Origin of the sequence: Vibrio vulnificus CMCP6 (genome assembly GCF_000039765.1) — a bacterium.
Lineage (GTDB): Bacteria > Pseudomonadota > Gammaproteobacteria > Enterobacterales > Vibrionaceae > Vibrio > Vibrio vulnificus_B.
Map to the genome: position 1 here is coordinate 1425991 of NC_004460.2, position 17385 is coordinate 1443375.

The 17385-nt window shown below is 50.4% G+C and carries 13 protein-coding genes; 10 read left to right on the forward strand and 3 right to left on the reverse strand.

Annotation, left to right across the window (positions count from 1 at the left end):
* Positions 1–46: 46 nt before the first annotated feature.
* Positions 47–1057: a LacI family DNA-binding transcriptional regulator gene (locus tag VV1_RS21195; protein ID WP_011082184.1), complete on the reverse strand. Its 1011-nt coding sequence runs from the start codon at positions 1055–1057 to the stop codon at positions 47–49.
* 412 nt (positions 1058–1469) lie between these two features.
* On the opposite strand from VV1_RS21195, the gene VV1_RS21200 reads away from it, so the two are divergent.
* The 3 genes from VV1_RS21200 (at position 1470) to VV1_RS21210 (ending at position 6685) form a co-directional block, all read left to right on the forward strand.
* A complete protein-coding gene (locus tag VV1_RS21200) occupies positions 1470–3317 on the forward strand; it encodes a glycoside hydrolase family 17 protein (RefSeq protein WP_011082185.1) in 1848 nt (615 codons plus the stop codon).
* A gap of 104 nt (positions 3318–3421) precedes the next feature.
* On the forward strand, positions 3422–5023 hold the full coding sequence (locus VV1_RS21205; RefSeq protein ID WP_011082186.1) for a glycoside hydrolase family 16 protein: 1602 nt from the start codon (positions 3422–3424) through the stop codon (positions 5021–5023).
* 378 nt (positions 5024–5401) lie between these two features.
* Positions 5402–6685 carry a carbohydrate porin gene (locus tag VV1_RS21210; protein ID WP_011082187.1) on the forward strand — a complete coding sequence of 428 codons (1284 nt, stop codon included), beginning with the start codon at positions 5402–5404 and terminating at the stop codon, positions 6683–6685.
* Between the two features lie 167 nt (positions 6686–6852).
* Here the strand turns inward: VV1_RS21210 and VV1_RS21215 are convergent, their stop codons facing one another.
* Entirely contained in the window at positions 6853–7722 is an 870-nt protein-coding gene (locus VV1_RS21215) for a helix-turn-helix domain-containing protein (RefSeq protein ID WP_011082188.1), read from the reverse strand.
* A 134-nt stretch (positions 7723–7856) separates the two neighbouring features.
* On the opposite strand from VV1_RS21215, the gene VV1_RS21220 reads away from it, so the two are divergent.
* The 7 genes from VV1_RS21220 to VV1_RS21250 all read left to right on the forward strand — a co-directional run bounded on the left by VV1_RS21220 (position 7857) and on the right by VV1_RS21250 (position 15999).
* A complete protein-coding gene (locus VV1_RS21220; protein ID WP_011082190.1) occupies positions 7857–10658 on the forward strand; it encodes a glycoside hydrolase family 3 protein in 2802 nt (933 codons plus the stop codon).
* Between the two features lie 153 nt (positions 10659–10811).
* Positions 10812–12152, forward strand: coding sequence for an MATE family efflux transporter (locus VV1_RS21225; protein WP_011082191.1), 1341 nt, complete (start codon positions 10812–10814; stop codon positions 12150–12152).
* 160 nt (positions 12153–12312) lie between these two features.
* Positions 12313–12810, forward strand: a complete 498-nt coding sequence (locus tag VV1_RS21230) for a hypothetical protein (RefSeq protein ID WP_011082192.1) — start codon at positions 12313–12315, stop codon at positions 12808–12810.
* 13 nt (positions 12811–12823) lie between these two features.
* Entirely contained in the window at positions 12824–13930 is a 1107-nt protein-coding gene (locus tag VV1_RS21235) for an HlyD family secretion protein (protein ID WP_043921274.1), read from the forward strand.
* The gene (locus VV1_RS21240) at positions 13920–14918 is read left to right on the forward strand and encodes a DUF2955 domain-containing protein (protein WP_011082194.1); all 999 of its coding nucleotides are present in this window, start codon (positions 13920–13922) and stop codon (positions 14916–14918) included. The genes VV1_RS21235 and VV1_RS21240 overlap by 11 nt, the downstream gene beginning before the upstream one ends.
* Positions 14919–15184: 266 nt before the next feature.
* On the forward strand, positions 15185–15475 hold the full coding sequence (locus VV1_RS21245; protein ID WP_011082195.1) for a type II toxin-antitoxin system TacA family antitoxin: 291 nt from the start codon (positions 15185–15187) through the stop codon (positions 15473–15475).
* A complete protein-coding gene (locus VV1_RS21250; RefSeq protein ID WP_011082196.1) occupies positions 15451–15999 on the forward strand; it encodes a GNAT family N-acetyltransferase in 549 nt (182 codons plus the stop codon). Before VV1_RS21245 ends, VV1_RS21250 begins: the two co-directional genes overlap by 25 nt.
* 93 nt (positions 16000–16092) lie before the next feature.
* On the opposite strand, the gene VV1_RS21255 is transcribed toward VV1_RS21250, so the two are convergent.
* A complete protein-coding gene (locus VV1_RS21255) occupies positions 16093–17091 on the reverse strand; it encodes a hypothetical protein (protein ID WP_011082197.1) in 999 nt (332 codons plus the stop codon).
* Between the last annotated feature and the right edge of the window lie 294 nt (positions 17092–17385).

The following is a 17385-nucleotide window of genomic DNA, read 5'->3' on the forward strand; positions in this document are numbered from 1 at the left end:
GCTATGGATTTCGCTGACGGCAAGGATTGTGAGAGTCGAGCTTGCGCTACTTGGTTGCCGCTTGATGTGGTTTCACCGAATCTCTCACCACCAGTTCTGGCGTTAGCTTGTGCTTTAATGGATAACTCTGTTTATTCACCAAAGCCAAGACCCCTTTGGCAGCTTCGCAGCCCATTTCCATCACCGGGAAGTTCACCGTGGTTAAGCGTGGGCGAATGTGTTGGCTGTGGGTATCGTTATCAAAACCGACCACAGAGAGATCGTCGCCAATCGCCAATCCGCGTTCTGCGGCCACGTCATAAACTGCGAGGGCAATGTTGTCGTTTTGACAGAAAATGGCGGTGATTTGTGGATCGCGATCGAGCAGACGGCGCGCCGCTTCGTGGTTGCCTTGATGGTCAAAACGCCCTTCGACAATCAAATTGGCATCATAGGCAATACCAAACTCAGCCAGTGCATTGCGATAACCTTGTAAGCGATCGCGGCTGTCGCCTTTGCTTAGCTGGCCAGTAATGCACGCCACTTTGCTGTGGCCATGTTCCAGCAGGTGCTTGGTCGCCAAATACCCACCGAGTTCGTTATCGATAAAAATGCAGTGATCGGCAATTTCAGGAATGTAGCGGTTCAAAACAATCGTGGCGTTTTGACGCTCAACCACTTCAATCAGTTCATCATCAGAGAGCTTATCGGAATGCACAATCAAACCGTCCACCTGCTTTGAGCGCAGGAAGTTGATCGAATCTTGCTCTTTGGTGTGAGACTCTTGACCACTGGTGACGATCAAGTGAATGTTGTTTTGTCTTACCGTGTCTTCGGCATGGTGCATCAGTGGGCCATAAAACGGGCCGTCTAGCGAGCCAACCAACATGCCAATGCTGTTAGAACGGCTAGATGCCAGCGCCTGAGCAAAGGCGTTTGGTTTGTAGCCTAGCTTTTCAATCGCTTCGAAGACTTTTTTGCGATTGGCTTCTTTGACCGTTGGATGGTTATTGAGTGCTCTTGAAACCGTTGATTGAGAGACATTCGCCAGCTCGGATACTTCTTTAATGGTGATCAATGGAACTCCCCTTATATTGCCTTTTGAGTTCAAGCGGACAGTGTACCTGCGCGATGTTCTCTCGCCTAGAATTCTGGTAGCGAAGATAGCAAAACTCTGAACTGCATAACGCCCTGCGAGAGCGGATGCTCACGCTTTGAGCAATTTAACCGTGTTGCAGGGGATTATAATGTGATCTACGCACAAAGAAAGCGCTTGCTTGTTGGTGGCGCTCACGTTTTTCATCCTTATTTGTTTCTAGAATGGTTTTATCGACGGAGAACATTGTGAACTATGGGTTTGTCAATGTTATTTCTGTCGCTTAGCGAGAGCGCTCTGTCTTCTTGGTTCGTTTTCTCGCTCTTTTTTTAAAACAAAAAGAAAGCGCTTTCTTTTTGTTTTTGTTCCAATCCATAACGTAAGGACACAAAGAATGAATCTGATGAAAAACATCATCAAGTCCGCGTTACTGCTCGGTTTTTCTAGCTTGTTGGTCGCGTGCGGAAGTGACAGCAAAACAGAAGCAGACAGTAATACCGGAACGCCAAATGAAGTCGTGCTTGCGCCTCAGCCAGCGCCAGAGGGCAACTACCCAACTGCGCGCAATGGCGAGCCGTTGCTGGGTAATGCCAATTATCCCGCCATTTCTTATGGCGCATTTCGCACCACCGAGCGTACCGAAGCCAATGTGCCTTCGGTCGCGGAACTGAAAGAAGATCTTCGCTTAATGGAAGCGATGGGCATCAAAGTGCTGCGCACCTACAACACCCAAGGGTTCAGCGATACGGCGAATCTGTTGATCGCCATTGATGAACTGATGGCGGAAGATGAAAACTTTGAAATGTACGTGATGCTGGGCATTTGGATTGATGCGCTGAACTCATGGACAAGCAACCCAATCGACCCGACACAAAACAACCCAGCTAACTACGCCGAAGTGGCGAAAGCGATTGAGATGGTCAATGCCTACCCTGAGATCATCAAAGTGCTGGCGGTGGGGAATGAGGCGATGGTGCATTGGGCACCTTACCACGTGACGCCAACCATCATTCTTGAGCATGTCAACACGCTGCGCGAGAAACGCGATAACGGTGAGATCCCTGCGAACGTTTGGATCACCAGTTCTGACAACTTCGCTTCTTGGGCTGGGCAAGGTGACTACAACCATCCGGATCTCGCTAAGTTGGTGGAAGCGGTTGACTACATTTCACTCCACTCTTACCCGTTCCACGACACTCACTATGCGAATGCGTTTTGGTTGGTGCCAGAAGAAGAGCAAAGTCTGAACACGATTGAAAAAGTCGATGCGGCGATGCTGCGTGCCAAACAACATCTGCTTTCTCAGGTGAAACTGGTGCAAGACTACCTGGCGGGCCTTGGCGTGAACAAGCAGATCCACATCGGTGAAACCGGCTGGGCGTCAGAAACCAACGTTATGTATGGAGATGAAGGCTCGAAAGCGGCGGACGAATACAAGCAAAAAGCGTTTTTCGATTTGATGCGTGCTTGGTCGCAAGAGTTTGGCGCGTCACTGTTCTTCTTCCAAGCCTTTGATGAGCCATGGAAAGGCGCGGCGGATAATCCGGGGGATTCTGAGAAACACTTTGGCCTGATTGACATCAACGGCAATGCCAAATACGTGATTTGGGATCTGGTTGACGCAGGCGCGTTCGACGGCATCACTCGCGCGGGCTTGAACATTGTGAAAAGCCACGGTGGTGTGGAACAAAACGTATTGGACAGCGTGCTTGCGCCCAATGCCAAACCTGTGGTTGATCAACCGTCTGACGCCGATCAATTCATTGTGCTCGACAGCGCCTTGCTGACTGGCGGCGAAGCGATTGCATGGGAAGGCACGGCGTACCTCGCCGCAGAGGCCGGAGTGCTGAAGCTTACCACGCCACCAACGGCGGGTACCGCAAAAGACTGGGGTTGGGGAGCTGGCGTTGTGCTGGCGGGTCAAGCCGGTGCGAACCTGACGGGCTTTGAAAATGGCAGCCTATCGTTTGAGATCAAAGGCACCACAGGTTCGGTGCTCAACATCGGTTTTCAAACGGGTTTATGGGGTAACAACGATCGCCCGCAAACCAATAACTTTGTGGTGTTTGGTCCAACAGGCCGTGCCATTAGTACCGAATGGACAGCTTACACCGTCCCAATGAGCGAGCTGGTCAAAGGCAACCCCGATTTTAGCGACGTTACTTCGCTGATCTACTTCAGTGGCACTGCCGACATTGATGGCGGCGTTGTGGAAGTGCGCAATGTGGTCTTCAACAAATAATCGTTGATCCGCGACGAAGGGCTATGCCAGTGGCATAGCCTGTTTGCCGTTCAGCGGATCCAACACCGACAATGCAGTCACGGGGCATCCCGTGCGGAGGAATCATGACATCGAACAATCGTAATCGAATTAACCAGCTTGCTTTGGCCGTTTCTCTTGGCCTTTTAGTGGGCTGCAGCCAAACCGGCGACAGCGCATCCGCAACTGATCTTGTCCAAACCAAAAAGCCTGTGATGCTACAGGATCAACCTACGCCGCCAAGCGATCAGTGGCAATTGGTGTGGGTCGATGAGTTTGACGGCGACAAAATCAACAAGCGCAACTGGAGTTTAGAAGAGAACTGCTGGGGCGGCGGCAACAACGAGCAGCAGTGCTACACCAAACGTGCGCGTAATGCCTTTGTGCAAGATGGCTATTTGCATATCGTCGCGCACAAAGAGAGCTACAGCGGCCCAGACAATCCAGAGGGTAAAGTCGGCGCTGGTGCCAACAAAACCTTGCCATTTACCTCCGCGCGTTTGCGCACCAAAGGCAAACGCGACCACAAATATGGCCGTTTTGAAATTCGCGCCAAACTGCCATCAGGGCAGGGAACGTGGCCAGCGATTTGGATGCTGCCGACCGACAACAAATACGGCACTTGGGCGGCCTCTGGTGAAATCGATATCATGGAAGCGGTTAACCTGAAAGCGCAATCCGATGCGCCAGGAGCACAAGCGGGTGATGGTGAAAATCGCATTTACGGCAGCCTGCATTATGGCAAAGCATGGCCAGATAATGTCTACAGTGGGCAAGGCGCGTCACTGCCGAACAACATCAACCCTGCTGATGACTTCCATACCTACGCGATTGAGTGGGAAGAAGGGGAAATTCGTTGGTACGTCGACAACATTCACTACGCGACACAAACGCAAGATGAGTGGTACAGCCAATACAAAGTCGATGGAGCTCTGGTCAACGCCAAAGGCGCAGCACCGTTTGATGAACGTTTCCATTTGCTGCTCAACCTTGCCGTAGGCGGCTCTTGGTCGGCCAATGCCAACCAAAAAGGGATTGACAAGTCGGACTTCCCGAAAACCATGCTGGTGGATTATGTCAAAGTATATCGCTGCTCGGCGGATCGCTGGAAAGGCAAAGGCTGCGCGACCATCGGTGAGCAAGCGGTGAAGGTCAAAGGGCATCAAGCTCCGGCGATTTTGGCGCAGGATGACCGCTACGCCGATGGGCCAAACCTAGATATTTTCTCCGAAAGCCTCAACAGCAACTTGGCGTACGGCAGTTACGATCCGATGGACATTGTTTCGCACCAAGAAGTGGCCGATGGTGATCACGGCCAAGTGCTGAAAATCACCAAGCAAAATGGCGCGGGCAACCTCTATTTCCGCTCACCCACGACTGACGTGAGCCATTGGTTAGAGAGTGGCGAGTTGATCTTTGATATCAAAGTGGAGTCGATGACCGACGGCAGTGAGTTGATGGTGAAGATCGACAGTGGCTGGCCAAAAACCAGTGACATGACGGTGGCACTACCTCCGATTGGTCAGTGGGGGGAAGTGCGCATCAAACTGGCGGATCTCTTAGCGCAGTCCAACCGCTTTGTTGCAGGTAACCAAGCCGATCCTAAAATGATCAACAACTTACTGGTGTTTGAACCGACTGCCGCAATGACATTCAGTTTGGATAATATTCGTTTCGAAAAACGCTAACTGACACAGAGTGGCCCAAGCTCGTGGTGAAAATCACGGGCTTTTTGTTTTTTAGGGCATTTTTAAGGCACTTTTCGTTTTTTAAGGCACAAAACGGCTTAAAAGTGTTTCTTTCATTCATTGATAAGCGAAATATCAATTTGTGATGAATGTCCGAGAAAGCGCTTTCTTTGATGAGGATGATCACGGTTTTATCTTAGAAGATCCTTTTATACTTCTCTTGCACTGAACAAGGCGGTTGAGGCTCTTAATTTATTAGCTTCATTGCATAGTTGAACGTGAATTCCTGATTTGCGTTCGTCATCGATGTTCAGTTTTTTTATAAAGAATAAAGAAAGCGCTTTCTTTTAAGGGCTAATGATGGAACATGGAGTTAATATGAAACTTTCTAAGCTTACCCTCGCTTGTCTAGTTGCGACTGCGGGCCTATCCGCTGCACCTGTTGTTCATGCTGAAAAATCAGATGGTTTTGAGTTCCACGGTTACTTCCGTGCGGGCGCACTGTACAGCAAGAATGACGATTTCAAACGTTCAAAATTCCCAGCATCTAAAGAGCGTCTAGGCCGCTTGGGTATTGAATCGGACAACCATTTTGAGCTTGCGCTACAGAAAAACTTTGAAAACGATGACGGCCAAAAAATTCGCATCAAAACGCGTGTAGGTGCCGATAACGCACAGTCAGCTGGCAACAACCAACTTGGCACCAACGCAGATGCGGCGAACAGCAGCATCGGTATGGTAGAAACCTTTGTTGAGTTTGATGGCGTGACTGAAACTGGCACGCTTTGGGGCGGTACGCGCTTCTACGGCAAAGACAACTATATCTTCATGACCGACTTCTTCTACACCGACATGTCGGGTACCGGTGTGGGTATCGAAGGCGTTCAACTGGGTGATTACAAGTGGGATTTCGCGTATGTCGCCAGTGATAACGCAGAAGATTCATTCTGGGCAACCAACTCGAACAACCCAATGCACGCGGTGCACGTAGGCGTTGATTTTGATGGTGTTGAACTGCACGCCATGGGTAAATATCTACCAGACAACTTTGTCGATGGTACAGAATACGCCAGCAATGGTGTCGAGATGACCGCGATTGTTCACTCAGACAAAGTGTTTGGTCTATCAGACAAAGGCTTTACCAAGTACATCGCTCAGGCAGGTAAAGGTCTTGGCTCTGGTCAGCTACTTGGCGGTACGCTCACCACTTACAACGCATGGAAACCGGGCAATGGCGCATTGGAAGGCCCTTCCAAAATGAAGAAAGTGGAAAGCGGTGATGTCTCTGCGCGTGCATTGGTATGGGGTGGCTACTTCTTTGAAAACGGCGTCAGCATCTTCCACTCTATCCAAGGTCAATACAACGATCTCGATAACGGCGGCAAAGATAGCTGGGCATCGGCGATGATTCGTCCATCATTCCCAGTGGCGCAAAACTTCTTCATCGCGACAGAAGCTGGCTTCCAGTACAACAAATGGGAAGATGCAAACGGTGTGGGTGACGATGCCACTAACTACAAACTGACGGTTGCACCAACCATCATCGTTCCAACGGGTTTTGGCCCAGCACCTGAAATTCGTTTCCTTGCCACATACCTAGACGGATCAATGCGTGACAAAGCGGACATCCTTGTGGGTATCCAAGCAGACATGTGGTGGTAAGCCACCTGTAGGGTAATGGGAGAGATTACCCAGTAGGGAGTGGCACTTTAGGGGACCGCCACTCCCAGTTTGGCAACAGGCAAGTCGAGCAATACGGGGGAACTTGTTTTTGTTGCATGAATGCATGCCACTGCCATTCATTACGCCGCTGACAACAGCGGCTTTTTTCATTTTGGCTGCCGAGCGTATTGGCGAGGGCTTAGGCCAAACTTCTGCTTAAAGCACTTGGAAAAATAGTTGCTATCACTAAATCCACACTGCTCTGCTACGTGTTGAATCGACATACCAGCTTCGTTATTCAAGAGATCGCGCCCGTAATTGAGCTGCATTTCACGCAAATACAAGTTGGGAGAGGTGTTGAGAAACTGCTTAAACAGCCGCTCCAATTGGCGTTGGCTGACAAACGCTGCTTGAGCGACATCCCCACTGTGGATCTCGCCGTCGGCAAAATGCTGCTCAATAAAAATCAGTGCGCGGCTGAGCGCCAGCGTGGTGTTGGGCAGATCGTGCGTTTGCTGCTGATACATGCGCGCAAGGGTGATGACCAATTGCTGCATCAAACTGGTGAGCATGGTTTCAAAGCCGCTTTCCCCTTGTTGGTATTCGTGGCGAATCGCTTCAATCAACTGCGTGATCAATGGTTGTTGCTCGTCATTGAGGGTGAGCTTGGCGCGGTATTCGCCGGTTTGGCGGGCAATTGGCTCAACCTTAAACATCGCCTGATAACCGGAGAGTTTTCTCAATGAGGGTATTTCGAAAAATGGCGTACCCGCTTCAAACATCAAATTAATGATTTCCAGCCGATCGACATCCTGAAAGGCGTGCTCAATATCGCCGTTGATCACAAACACATCCCCAGCAGTGAGTGGATAGACATGAGAAGCAACAAGGTGGTTGCCTTTGCCACTCACCACCAAAAACAGCTCAGAAAAATCGTGTTTATGCAGGCCAAAATCGCTGTGGTGGTGGCCATCAACGTAAGCAAATTTGAAGTGGGGATAGCGAAGATGATGTTGCAACTGATAGGTGATGCTCATGTCGCTATTTTCCTTTTATTGGTCGGTATATTGGTAGAATTGCGCACTTGGCAAGCTTACACTGAAGCTAAATCAATGAGAATGCCGCAGGCAAAAATAAGGCCAAGATAAGGCAAGAAGAGGGCGATAAAGCGATGAGAAATCCAGCGATAGAAAAAGCGCAGCAAGCACTGGTGTCAGTGAGTCGACAAGCCGCGGCAGAAGGCATTGTCCTGCTGAAAAATGATGACCAAGCCCTGCCGATTGAGCCATCGCAGGTGCTCTCTTTGTTTGGCCGTTGCCAGATGGATACCTATCGCAGTGGCACGGGCTCTGGTGGCGCGGTGAACGTGCCTTATGCGGTGACTGCATTGCAAGGTTTGCAAGCCAACCCCACGATTCAACTCAATACTTCGTTAATCGCCCTGTATCAAGATTGGCTAGCCCACCATCCGTTTGATGATGGCGGCGGTGGCTGGGCGGCAGAGCCGTGGTTTCAACATGAAATGCCACTGACCGACGAGGTGGTGGCGCAGGCAGCATCGCAGTCAGACAAAGCGGTGGTGTTTATTGGCCGCACCGCCGGTGAAGACAAAGATTACGCCGATGAAGCAGGCAGCTACCGCTTAACGGAATTGGAAACGGACATGCTAACGAAAGTGTGCCGCCATTTCTCCTGTGTGATCGTGGTGATGAACGTCACCAACATTATCGATATGTCGTGGTTAACTCGCCTTGAAAACCATCAAGCGATCAAAGCGGTGCTCTACAGTTGGGCGGCGGGGATGGAAGGCGGTCATGCGCTGGCCGATGTGCTCTCTGGGGCTGTCTCACCCAGTGGCCGTTTGACCGATACCATCGCCCATCGTTTGCAAGATTACCCCTCTTCCGCCCATTTTGGCCGCAAAGATTTCAATCTCTACGCGGAAGATATTTACGTTGGCTATCGCTACTTTGAAACCTTTGCCCCAGAAGCGGTGCAGTTTGAATTTGGTGCGGGCTTATCCTATAGCCAATTTGAGCGCCGTTTGGTGCAGTGCTCGAGTGACGTGGCCGATGCTGGCGGCGATCTTACCAACGCCAAGTCGCTGTATTTTGAGATTGAAGTGCGCAACATCGGCCAGCAATTTAGCAGCAAAGAAGTGGTGCAGCTGTATGTTGAAGCGCCACAAGGCCAACTTGGCAAACCGGCCAGAGCGCTGTGTGGATTTGCCAAAACCAGCGAACTAGCGCCAAACTGCAGCGAAGTGGTGCGCATCAGTGTGCCGGTGGCTTTGCTGGCGTCGTTTGATGATAGCGGTGCGAGTGGTTACCCAAACAGTTATGTGCTTGAAGCAGGGCAGTACCATTTCTACCTTGGCGGCAGCGTGCGCCAAGCGCAGAAAATCGACGCGACATGGTGGGTTGAGCACACCACCTCACTGGAAACACTCAGTGAAGCCTGCGCGCCAACCCGTGAGTTTGAGCGTCTTGTGCCTGCCGAGCGCCACGCCAATGGCGTCTATCAACCCCGCTATCAGCCTGTGCCACAGCGTACGGTGGATCTGGCGCAGCGAATCGAAGCGAATTTGCCGCCAACCTATGCGTTCACGGGCGATCAAGGCATTAAGCTGGCCGATGTCGCCCAAGGTCGCGCCAGCCTAGAAGCGTTTGTTGCTCAACTCACAGCCGAACAACTGGCCATTCTGGTGCGTGGTGAAGGCATGTGCAGCCCGAAAGTGACACCGGGCACTGCCGCAGCGTTTGGCGGGGTATGCACTTCACTGTTTGAGTTTGGTATTCCGGTGGCCGCAGCGGCCGATGGCCCATCGGGCATTCGCATGGACAGCGGCCATCAAGCGACCCAAGTGCCAATTGGCACGCTGCTCGCCTGCACATGGAACACCGAGCTCAATCAACAGTTGTATTATTTGCTGGGCCAAGAGTTGCAAGCCTACCAAATCGACACTTTGCTCGGTCCGGGCATCAACATTCATCGCCATCCACTTAATGGCCGTAATTTCGAATATTTCTCGGAAGATCCACTGTTAACCGGTTGGATTGCGGCTGCGCAAACCACGGGCTTAAAACAAGCGGGTGTTTCCGGCACCATCAAACACTTTGCGGCCAACGATCAAGAAACCGCACGCGTGGATGTGGATAGCGTCATGTCGCAGCGTGCGCTGCGTGAAATCCACATCAAGCCGTTTGAAATGGCGGTGAAGTATGGTCAGGCGTCGACCATCATGACCGCTTACAATCCGGTCAACGGCCATTGGGCCGCGTCCAACTACGATCTCAACACCACCATTTTGCGCGGTGAATGGGGCTATACCGGCATCGTGATGACCGACTGGTGGGCGAAAATGAATCATCCCGTGGATGGGGGTGAAGAGAGTAAGCGCTTTACTGGCTATATGCTGCGAGCGCAAAACGATCTCTACATGGTGGTGGAAAACGACGCCGCTGAGCGCAATCCCATGGACGACGACACCTTGCACGCGTTAGCGCATGGCGAGTTAACGTTAGGCGAGTTGCAGCGCAGCGCGATGAACATCTGCCGCTTTATTTTGCAAGCGCCAGTGATGCAAAGGCCGCTGCAGGCGTATCAGGCGGTGAAACCTTTTGCGCCGCTAGCGGACGCATTGCCCGATGCCGCACCGCTGTTGCCTGTGACGCAGCGCATGGTGGTGAACAGCCAAAACCATTGCGAACTCTGGGTGGAAGTCGCGCAAGCGGGGCATTATCTCTGTTTTGCCGAAATGGCCTATGATCGCGAACCATTGGCGCAATCCTCTTGCAGTCTGAGCATCAATGGTGAATTTGCCATGTCGCTGCCCACCAATGGCACCGAGGGAAAAACCGTTGAAATCGAAGGCATCGCCATCCATTTACAAGCGGGGATTTATCGAATCGACACCCAATTTGTGAAGAAAGGAGCCGAGCTGAAAACCTTGCGTTTTGAGGGGCAAGCGTAACGCGACTTAACCATAAATTTTGTGTGTCTTTGTGCGCAGTTCCTATACAATAAGGCACACATTTCAAATTATCATTTTTGACTGCTCCGCATCCGTTTTGTGGAGCAGTTTTTGTTTTACTGACAGTGTATTTTCAACCTTAAGGTCAACAACATGGCTAAAACCCAAAATATCAACCAACGCATGTCTATCGTGACGCTCGCGTGGCCGATATTAGTGGAAATTTTGCTACGGACAGCGCTCGGCACCAGCGACGTATTCATGCTTTCTGGCTATTCAGACAAAGCGGTGTCGGCGGTGGGGGTGATCACCCAACTGACGTTCTTCCTCATCATTGTCTCTACCTTTGTCAGTAGCGGCACTGGGATTCTCATTGCTCAATACAACGGAGCAGGGCGCGATCAAGATTCCACTCACGTTGGGGTGGCGAGTATTGCGCTTTCCAGCGTCATCGGCGTGATGCTCAGTGTGTTGGCGGTGCTCGGTGCGATGCATTTGCTCCCTTACTATGGCTTGGAAGCTCAGGTGGAACAATACGCGCAAGAATACCTGCTCATCAGCGGGGCGATGACCTTTAACGTCACCATTGGCATTGTGTTCACCACCATTTTGCGCAGTCACGGTTATTCACGTTCGCCCATGACGGTTAATCTCATCAGTGGCGTGCTCAACATCATCGGTAACTACATTGCGCTCTATCAGCCGTTTGGTTTGCCGGTGTATGGCGTGCAAGGAGTGGCCATTGCGACGGTAGCCAGCCAGGTGATCGGCACAACGATTCTGGGCGTGCTGCTGTGGCGCAGTTCCATCGCCTTGCCGATGCGTTCACTCGCGCAAGTGCCTAAAGCGGTCTACAAGAAAATTCTCAAAATCGGCGGCATGAACGCAGGGGAAGTGCTTTCGTACAATATGGCGCAAATCACCATCGTCTATTTTGTGGTGCAGATGGGCACCTCGTCTCTTGCGGCGTTTACCTATGCGCAGAACATCGCGCGTTTCTCTTTTGCGTTTGCTTTAGCCATTGGCCAAGCAACGCAAATTCAAACCGGTTACTACATTGGTAAAGGCTGGATAGAGAGCATCACCAAACGGGTGCAACTCTACTTTTTGGTTGGCTTTGCCTCTTCGGTCACGGTGGCGAGCACCATCTACTTTATGCGTGATGCGATCTTAACTCTGTTCACTCAGCAGCCAGAGATCCTCTTGTTGGCGGGTTCCCTCGTGATGGGCTCCATTGTGTTGGAAGCGGGGCGCGTGTTTAACCTGATTTTCATCTCGGCGCTGAAAGGGGCGGGGGACATCAAATTCCCAGTGCAAATGGGCATTTTGAGCATGTGGGGCTTAGGCGTGGTGTTTTCATATCTGCTTGGTATTCACTGGGGCTATGGCGTATTCGGTGCATGGATGGCGATTGCCCTCGACGAGTGGTTCCGTGGCCTCATCATGGCAAGGCGTTGGCGCTCGCAAGTTTGGACGCGTTATAAACTCAGCTAACGCATCGCGTTATGTACCAAAAAATTAACGTGCGCTATAATAGTGTCCGTTATTTTATACAAAGCTGGAATATGAGATTTCAAGGCTGGCTTATACATTCAGTAGAGTGATGGGATTATACTCCTCCCCCTTATTCTTCACACTCGCTAGGTGGTAGGTAATGAATATCCAAGTAAAAGATTCATTAATCGCAGGACTGATAAACGGTGCCATTAACGGCTATATCGCAAGTCACCACTTCAAAGGAATGAGTTCGGTCCCAATGTCGATGGAGATGATCTCCAATTCGCAAGTGACCGTTTGGGGACAAGCGATTTCCTTAACCTTTGGTTTGGGGATCATTTTGTCTTTGATCACCTCAAAGCTGTTTCTTCGTCAGCTCAAAACCAGTCACCCTCAACAGAGCCATGAACTGCAACGTTCATTTTGGAAAGATCTCCTGCCCATCGCATTAATGCAGGCTGGGGCTTTGTTTGGTTGGTTCGTCGCCTTAGCGGTGATTTGGACCAAATACGCCGGTGAAGTGCTGGTTTCGCCAAATACCGCCGTGATTCTCATCGGAGTATTTGCGTTCATCATTACCTTATTTGTTGAGGTGAGAACGAAAAAGAGCATTATCTATAAGAAAGTCAATCTACTTGAGCAGAACACGATTTAATTGAGGAACAATGATGTCAGAACAAAACACCACAACAGGCGCATCAGAAGACAATAAAAAGCTCAAACAAGCGCGCTCATTCACGTACTACATTTTTGCCGTCGTGATTGCCCTTTGGGTTTATACCCTGTGGGCCGACCGCGTGACACCGATGACCGATCAAGCCCGTGTCAACGGCCAAGTGATCCGCATTAGCCCAGAAGTGTCCGGGCCAATTTCTCAAATCCACGTTGCCAATAACGCCACGGTCAAAGCTGGGGATGAGTTGGTGAACATCGACCCTCGCCCTTTCGAGCTGGCGGTTAAAGCGGCGCGATTTGACCTGCAAAAAGCGGCGCAATCCTACCAAGCGGATTCCGCGGCGATCAACGTGGCCAAAGCCAACGAAGTGGCCGCGCGCGTGCGAGTCGCCAACGCGAGAAAAAACGTTGAGCGTAACCGCGTGCTTGTCGAGCGTGGCACCATTAGCCAAGCAGCGATGGACAACATGGTTGCAGAGCTAGACACGGCCGAAGCCAACCTCGCGCAAGCCTCTTCTGCGCTGGAAAAAGCCAAACAAGAGTTTGGCCCTCGTGGCAAAGAAAACCCAGAGATCCAAGCGGTGTTGAACCGTCTTGAGCAAGCGTTACTTAACCTCAACCACACCAAATTGCTTGCGCCTGCCGATGGCGTGATCACCAATATGGATGTCGCTGTGGGCGACTACGCAGGCGCTGGCCAACCGCTGCTGACCTTCGTGAACAACCACAGCCTTTGGTTAACCGCGATGGTTCGAGAAAACTCACTGGCGTACCTAAAAACGGGCGACAAAGTCAAAATCGTCTTTGATGCTTACCCAGGAGAAGTGTTTGAAGGCAGCATTTCATCTATTGGTTGGGGCAGCAGTGGCAACGGTAGCCTTTCAGTGGATGCGGGCACAGGCTTGATGTCATCGCCAACCAACAACCCGAAAGCTCAGCGTTTCCCAGTCAACATTGAGTTTTCCGATTTACCAGACAACATTACCCTAAGATACAGTGGCCGCGCGGTGGTTGGCTTCTATCCAGAGGAAAGCTACATTGCAGAAAGACTGCAAGACCTATGGATCTGGGCATGGAGCTACATTAGTTATGTTTCGTAGCGCCGCGAATCCTCTGCTTAGAGTCGCGATGTTTCCCGTACTGCTGTTGTTCTGGCAGTACGTATTCGGTACGGATTTACCCTTGCTGGCGCCTGCCATGTGTGTGGTGTTTTTAACCACCACTCATGAGCCACCACCGCTGGCGATGATTTTGGTCATGGGGGGAATTCTGTTTATTACCGCTTGGGTACAGGCGTTCGTAAGCAACCTACTGATTGACTATCCGCAGGTCTACTATCTGTTCTTATTTGGCGTGTTTTACTGGTGTATGGAACGCACCAAAAAGAACTCACAAGACGTGCTGGCGATATTGTTGATTGTTTCCACCGCCATGATTGCGGTATTCACCCAACAAAAAGGGATCGACGTAGAGCAAATCCCATTTGCCTTGTTGGCGAACATCTTCATTGCGGGATTCACAGCCTATCTGGCGTATTTCATCTTCCCCGGTGGTGAGCCACTGGCAGAGAACGTGGCAGCACGCTCTTCAAGCATGAAATACACGCTCGATTGGCAGACGCTGATGAAAACCATCATCATCATGGTGGTGTTAGTTTTCACCATTCGTCTCGATTTAGAGCAGAGCACCATCATCACCATCATTGTGGCCTTGGTGCTCAAAGATCCCGACCCCATCGTCGGGCGCGATTATGGCGTGAGAAGGCTCATCACCACCTACGCCAGTGTGCTCTATGCAGTGCCGCCGTTGATCGTCAGCTTGTTCCAAGTGAACTTGGTGGGCTCGCTAGGCGCGGCATTGGTGAGTTCGCTCTTTATGGGCATTCATGCGATGGAGAAAAAAGCCAGCTTCAACTCCATTCAACTGATGTATTCGAGCTACGTCGTGCTGGTGTTTTACGGCATCACCTCAACCAGCATCAGCGCCATCAGCGATGATCTGGTGCGCTTTGCCTCGGTGATGTTCGCCGTATTGCTCGGCATCATGAGCTTAATCAGCTTGCTGCCCAAACAACGCAGCACCAGCTAAACCAGCGCGCTTTAAACGAAAGCAAAGACGCAAACTCAAGACACAAACAAAAAGCACTGAACTCACTCAGTGCTTTTTTATATTTGGCGTATCTCACTTTACCCCATCAAGATTCCTCGCCCTTCTTTTAGCGAAGTCGCTCAGATTGTGATTGAGATTCATGAACAATAGATTGACACATCACCAAGCTAGTATAAGATTTAAGCGTACGGACAAGTGACGTACATTAGGTTTGAAGTGAGAGCGGAAAATAAGTAGGTACAACTATGTCTGCACTAAAAAAAGAACGTGTGGAATTGAGAGTCACAGCAGAAGAGAAAAGGGCACTTGAAGAAGCCGCCTTGCTGAGCAATACCACCGTGAGTCGGTTCATTGCAGAAACGGTCGCGCAGAGAGTGGAATCGGTAATCGCGGAGCAAAAGCGATTGTTGGTCGCTCATGAACAATGGGAAAGTGTCATGTCTGCGTTGCAAAACCCTGTTGAGCCCACCGAGTTAATGAAAGAGATTCTAAGTTCATCCATGGAGGATTCTTGGTCGGTAAAAATCAACAAGTAAGCGTTGAGCGATACGACGCCGAATCAGACTATGATTTCGAACCATTTGACTGTGGCATTGAACACCTCAATCAGTTCCTCAAGTCGAGAATGCATAAGGAAGCAGATAAGGGGCTACTGGTCCCTTATCTTTGTTTCTACCTCAATGATGAGGGGAAAAAAGAAGTCATCGGTTACTTCACTCTCAGCAGTGGCAGTATTGAAAAAGCCGCGCTGACGGTCAGGCCAAGGCGGGATGTCTCCTATTCAACAGTACCTTGCATCCTGCTCGGGCGGCTTGCTGTGTGTCAGTCTGTTCAGGGGCAAGGCTTGGGCAAATTCTTGCTCGGTAAAGCCATTTTGCAATCACTCGTCAGTTCCAAAGCCATTGGCGTTTATGCCATCGCATTGCGTGCCGAGGAACATAACTGGCCGTTTTACCTTCAAGCGGGTTTTACTCAGTCTAAGCACCATGATGGCAAAACCTTCTTCTACTCATTGAAGCAAGCTGAGCAGTACTACAAAACGCTCGCCAAGCCACGTTAAATCAGAACGGTAATCAAAAACAAAAAGCACTGAACTCACTCAGTGCTTTTTACTTTTCAATGTTTTCTGGTTGGCGCGTTTTACGCTTTGCTATTAAAGGCGAGAATCATCAAGGCCGACGAAATTCTCAGCAGGCTGCGCTTGGCACCAGTCCCACGCTTTTTTCGAAATGTCGTACATCCCTTTCTCCGTATGGGCAAATTGCCAATCCTTTAAGCTGATTTCAACAATCTTCTCATCGATCTTATCGAGGAAGGTGCCGCTGGAAGCATGGTACATCTCACGTAATGCTTGCTGATTTTGCTCATCGGTAATGCCGTACGCTTCAGGTTGATGCTTCACCGCACCAATGCTTTCCGCCGATAAGGTCACGTCTTTGATCATATTGGCGCAAATGGCCCATTGTGATTCCTTTGCTGAGGCCAACTCAGGCGGAAGGTGGTCAAAGCTCGGTGTCATACCTAGCCACGGTTCATCTAGGCCAGTGGGTAGGTTGTGGGGGGCATGCTCTTTCAGCGGAGCGAGTTTCTTATTCATTTTACGCACTTCATTGGTCGCCAACTCCCATTCACGCTGCGAGCGATCCGCTTCTGCTTGCTCGAGTGGTTCCATCTCTGCATAGAGATCTTGAAGCTGCTTCTCTAGTGCTTCGATCTTATTCCAGTGCGCGTCGGAATCGTCATTGCGGCTATTCAACTCATCTAGCTCAGCTTGCAACTTCTCTTCTTTTTCTTTCAGTGCGTAATAACGCTCTTCGTCATCGTCGCCATACTGATCGATACAAGCTTCTAGGCGTGCGTCCGTCACCCCAAGCACTGATTTCACGCCATTGGTGTAGCAAAGCTCATATTGGCTCTCATCTCCCCTCATGCACTTATTCATAAACTTGCGAAAGCCTTGAATAATGGTGGCTTCCGATTTGCCACTACAAGCCGCAAATTGGGTAAATGCGCCAGAGTCTTTCATCCAAGCGATTTGTGTATTGATGCCCAGTTCGATCTGGTTTTCGGTGAGTTTGATAGCCTGAGTTGGCATCGCCAATGTCATCGTAGAAACGGCCAACAGCGCGCGAGAAATCGTAGAAAATTGCATGGTATACCTCGAAGGGTGTTACACCCATTTGATGTCCTTATTCGGTCACATCGCACCCATAAAAACGGCACAAAATGTAACCCATTTATTTTGTGGTAGATAATGACAGCCTTGTACAAAGTTTCAACAGCTAAAGCATAAAGAAAGCAGCAAGATCACAGAGTTGAGATTGATGGGAGTAATGGGATGGTGTGTTGATAGGAGGGAACAGGTTAGGAGGAAGAGAGGATGTTAGATCAAAATTAACTTATGCCCTAAATCATAGATAATCAGGAAAAGAACCAATCTGAAGTA

Bases quoted from the DNA above. Each gene is read 5' to 3' on its own strand.
- VV1_RS21220 (WP_011082190.1), top strand. From the start codon at position 7,857: ATGAGAAATCCAGCGATAGAAAAAGCGCAGCAAGCACTGGTGTCAGTG.
- VV1_RS21205 (WP_011082186.1), top strand. From the start codon at position 3,422: ATGACATCGAACAATCGTAATCGAATTAACCAGCTTGCTTTGGCCGTT.
- VV1_RS21235 (WP_043921274.1), top strand. From the start codon at position 12,824: ATGTCAGAACAAAACACCACAACAGGCGCATCAGAAGACAATAAAAAG.
- VV1_RS21240 (WP_011082194.1), top strand. From the start codon at position 13,920: ATGTTTCGTAGCGCCGCGAATCCTCTGCTTAGAGTCGCGATGTTTCCC.
- VV1_RS21215 (WP_011082188.1), bottom strand. From the start codon at position 7,722: ATGAGCATCACCTATCAGTTGCAACATCATCTTCGCTATCCCCACTTC.
- VV1_RS21230 (WP_011082192.1), top strand. From the start codon at position 12,313: ATGAATATCCAAGTAAAAGATTCATTAATCGCAGGACTGATAAACGGT.
- VV1_RS21225 (WP_011082191.1), top strand. From the start codon at position 10,812: ATGGCTAAAACCCAAAATATCAACCAACGCATGTCTATCGTGACGCTC.
- VV1_RS21245 (WP_011082195.1), top strand. From the start codon at position 15,185: ATGTCTGCACTAAAAAAAGAACGTGTGGAATTGAGAGTCACAGCAGAA.
- VV1_RS21255 (WP_011082197.1), bottom strand. From the start codon at position 17,091: ATGCAATTTTCTACGATTTCTCGCGCGCTGTTGGCCGTTTCTACGATG.
- VV1_RS21210 (WP_011082187.1), top strand. From the start codon at position 5,402: ATGAAACTTTCTAAGCTTACCCTCGCTTGTCTAGTTGCGACTGCGGGC.
- VV1_RS21200 (WP_011082185.1), top strand. From the start codon at position 1,470: ATGAATCTGATGAAAAACATCATCAAGTCCGCGTTACTGCTCGGTTTT.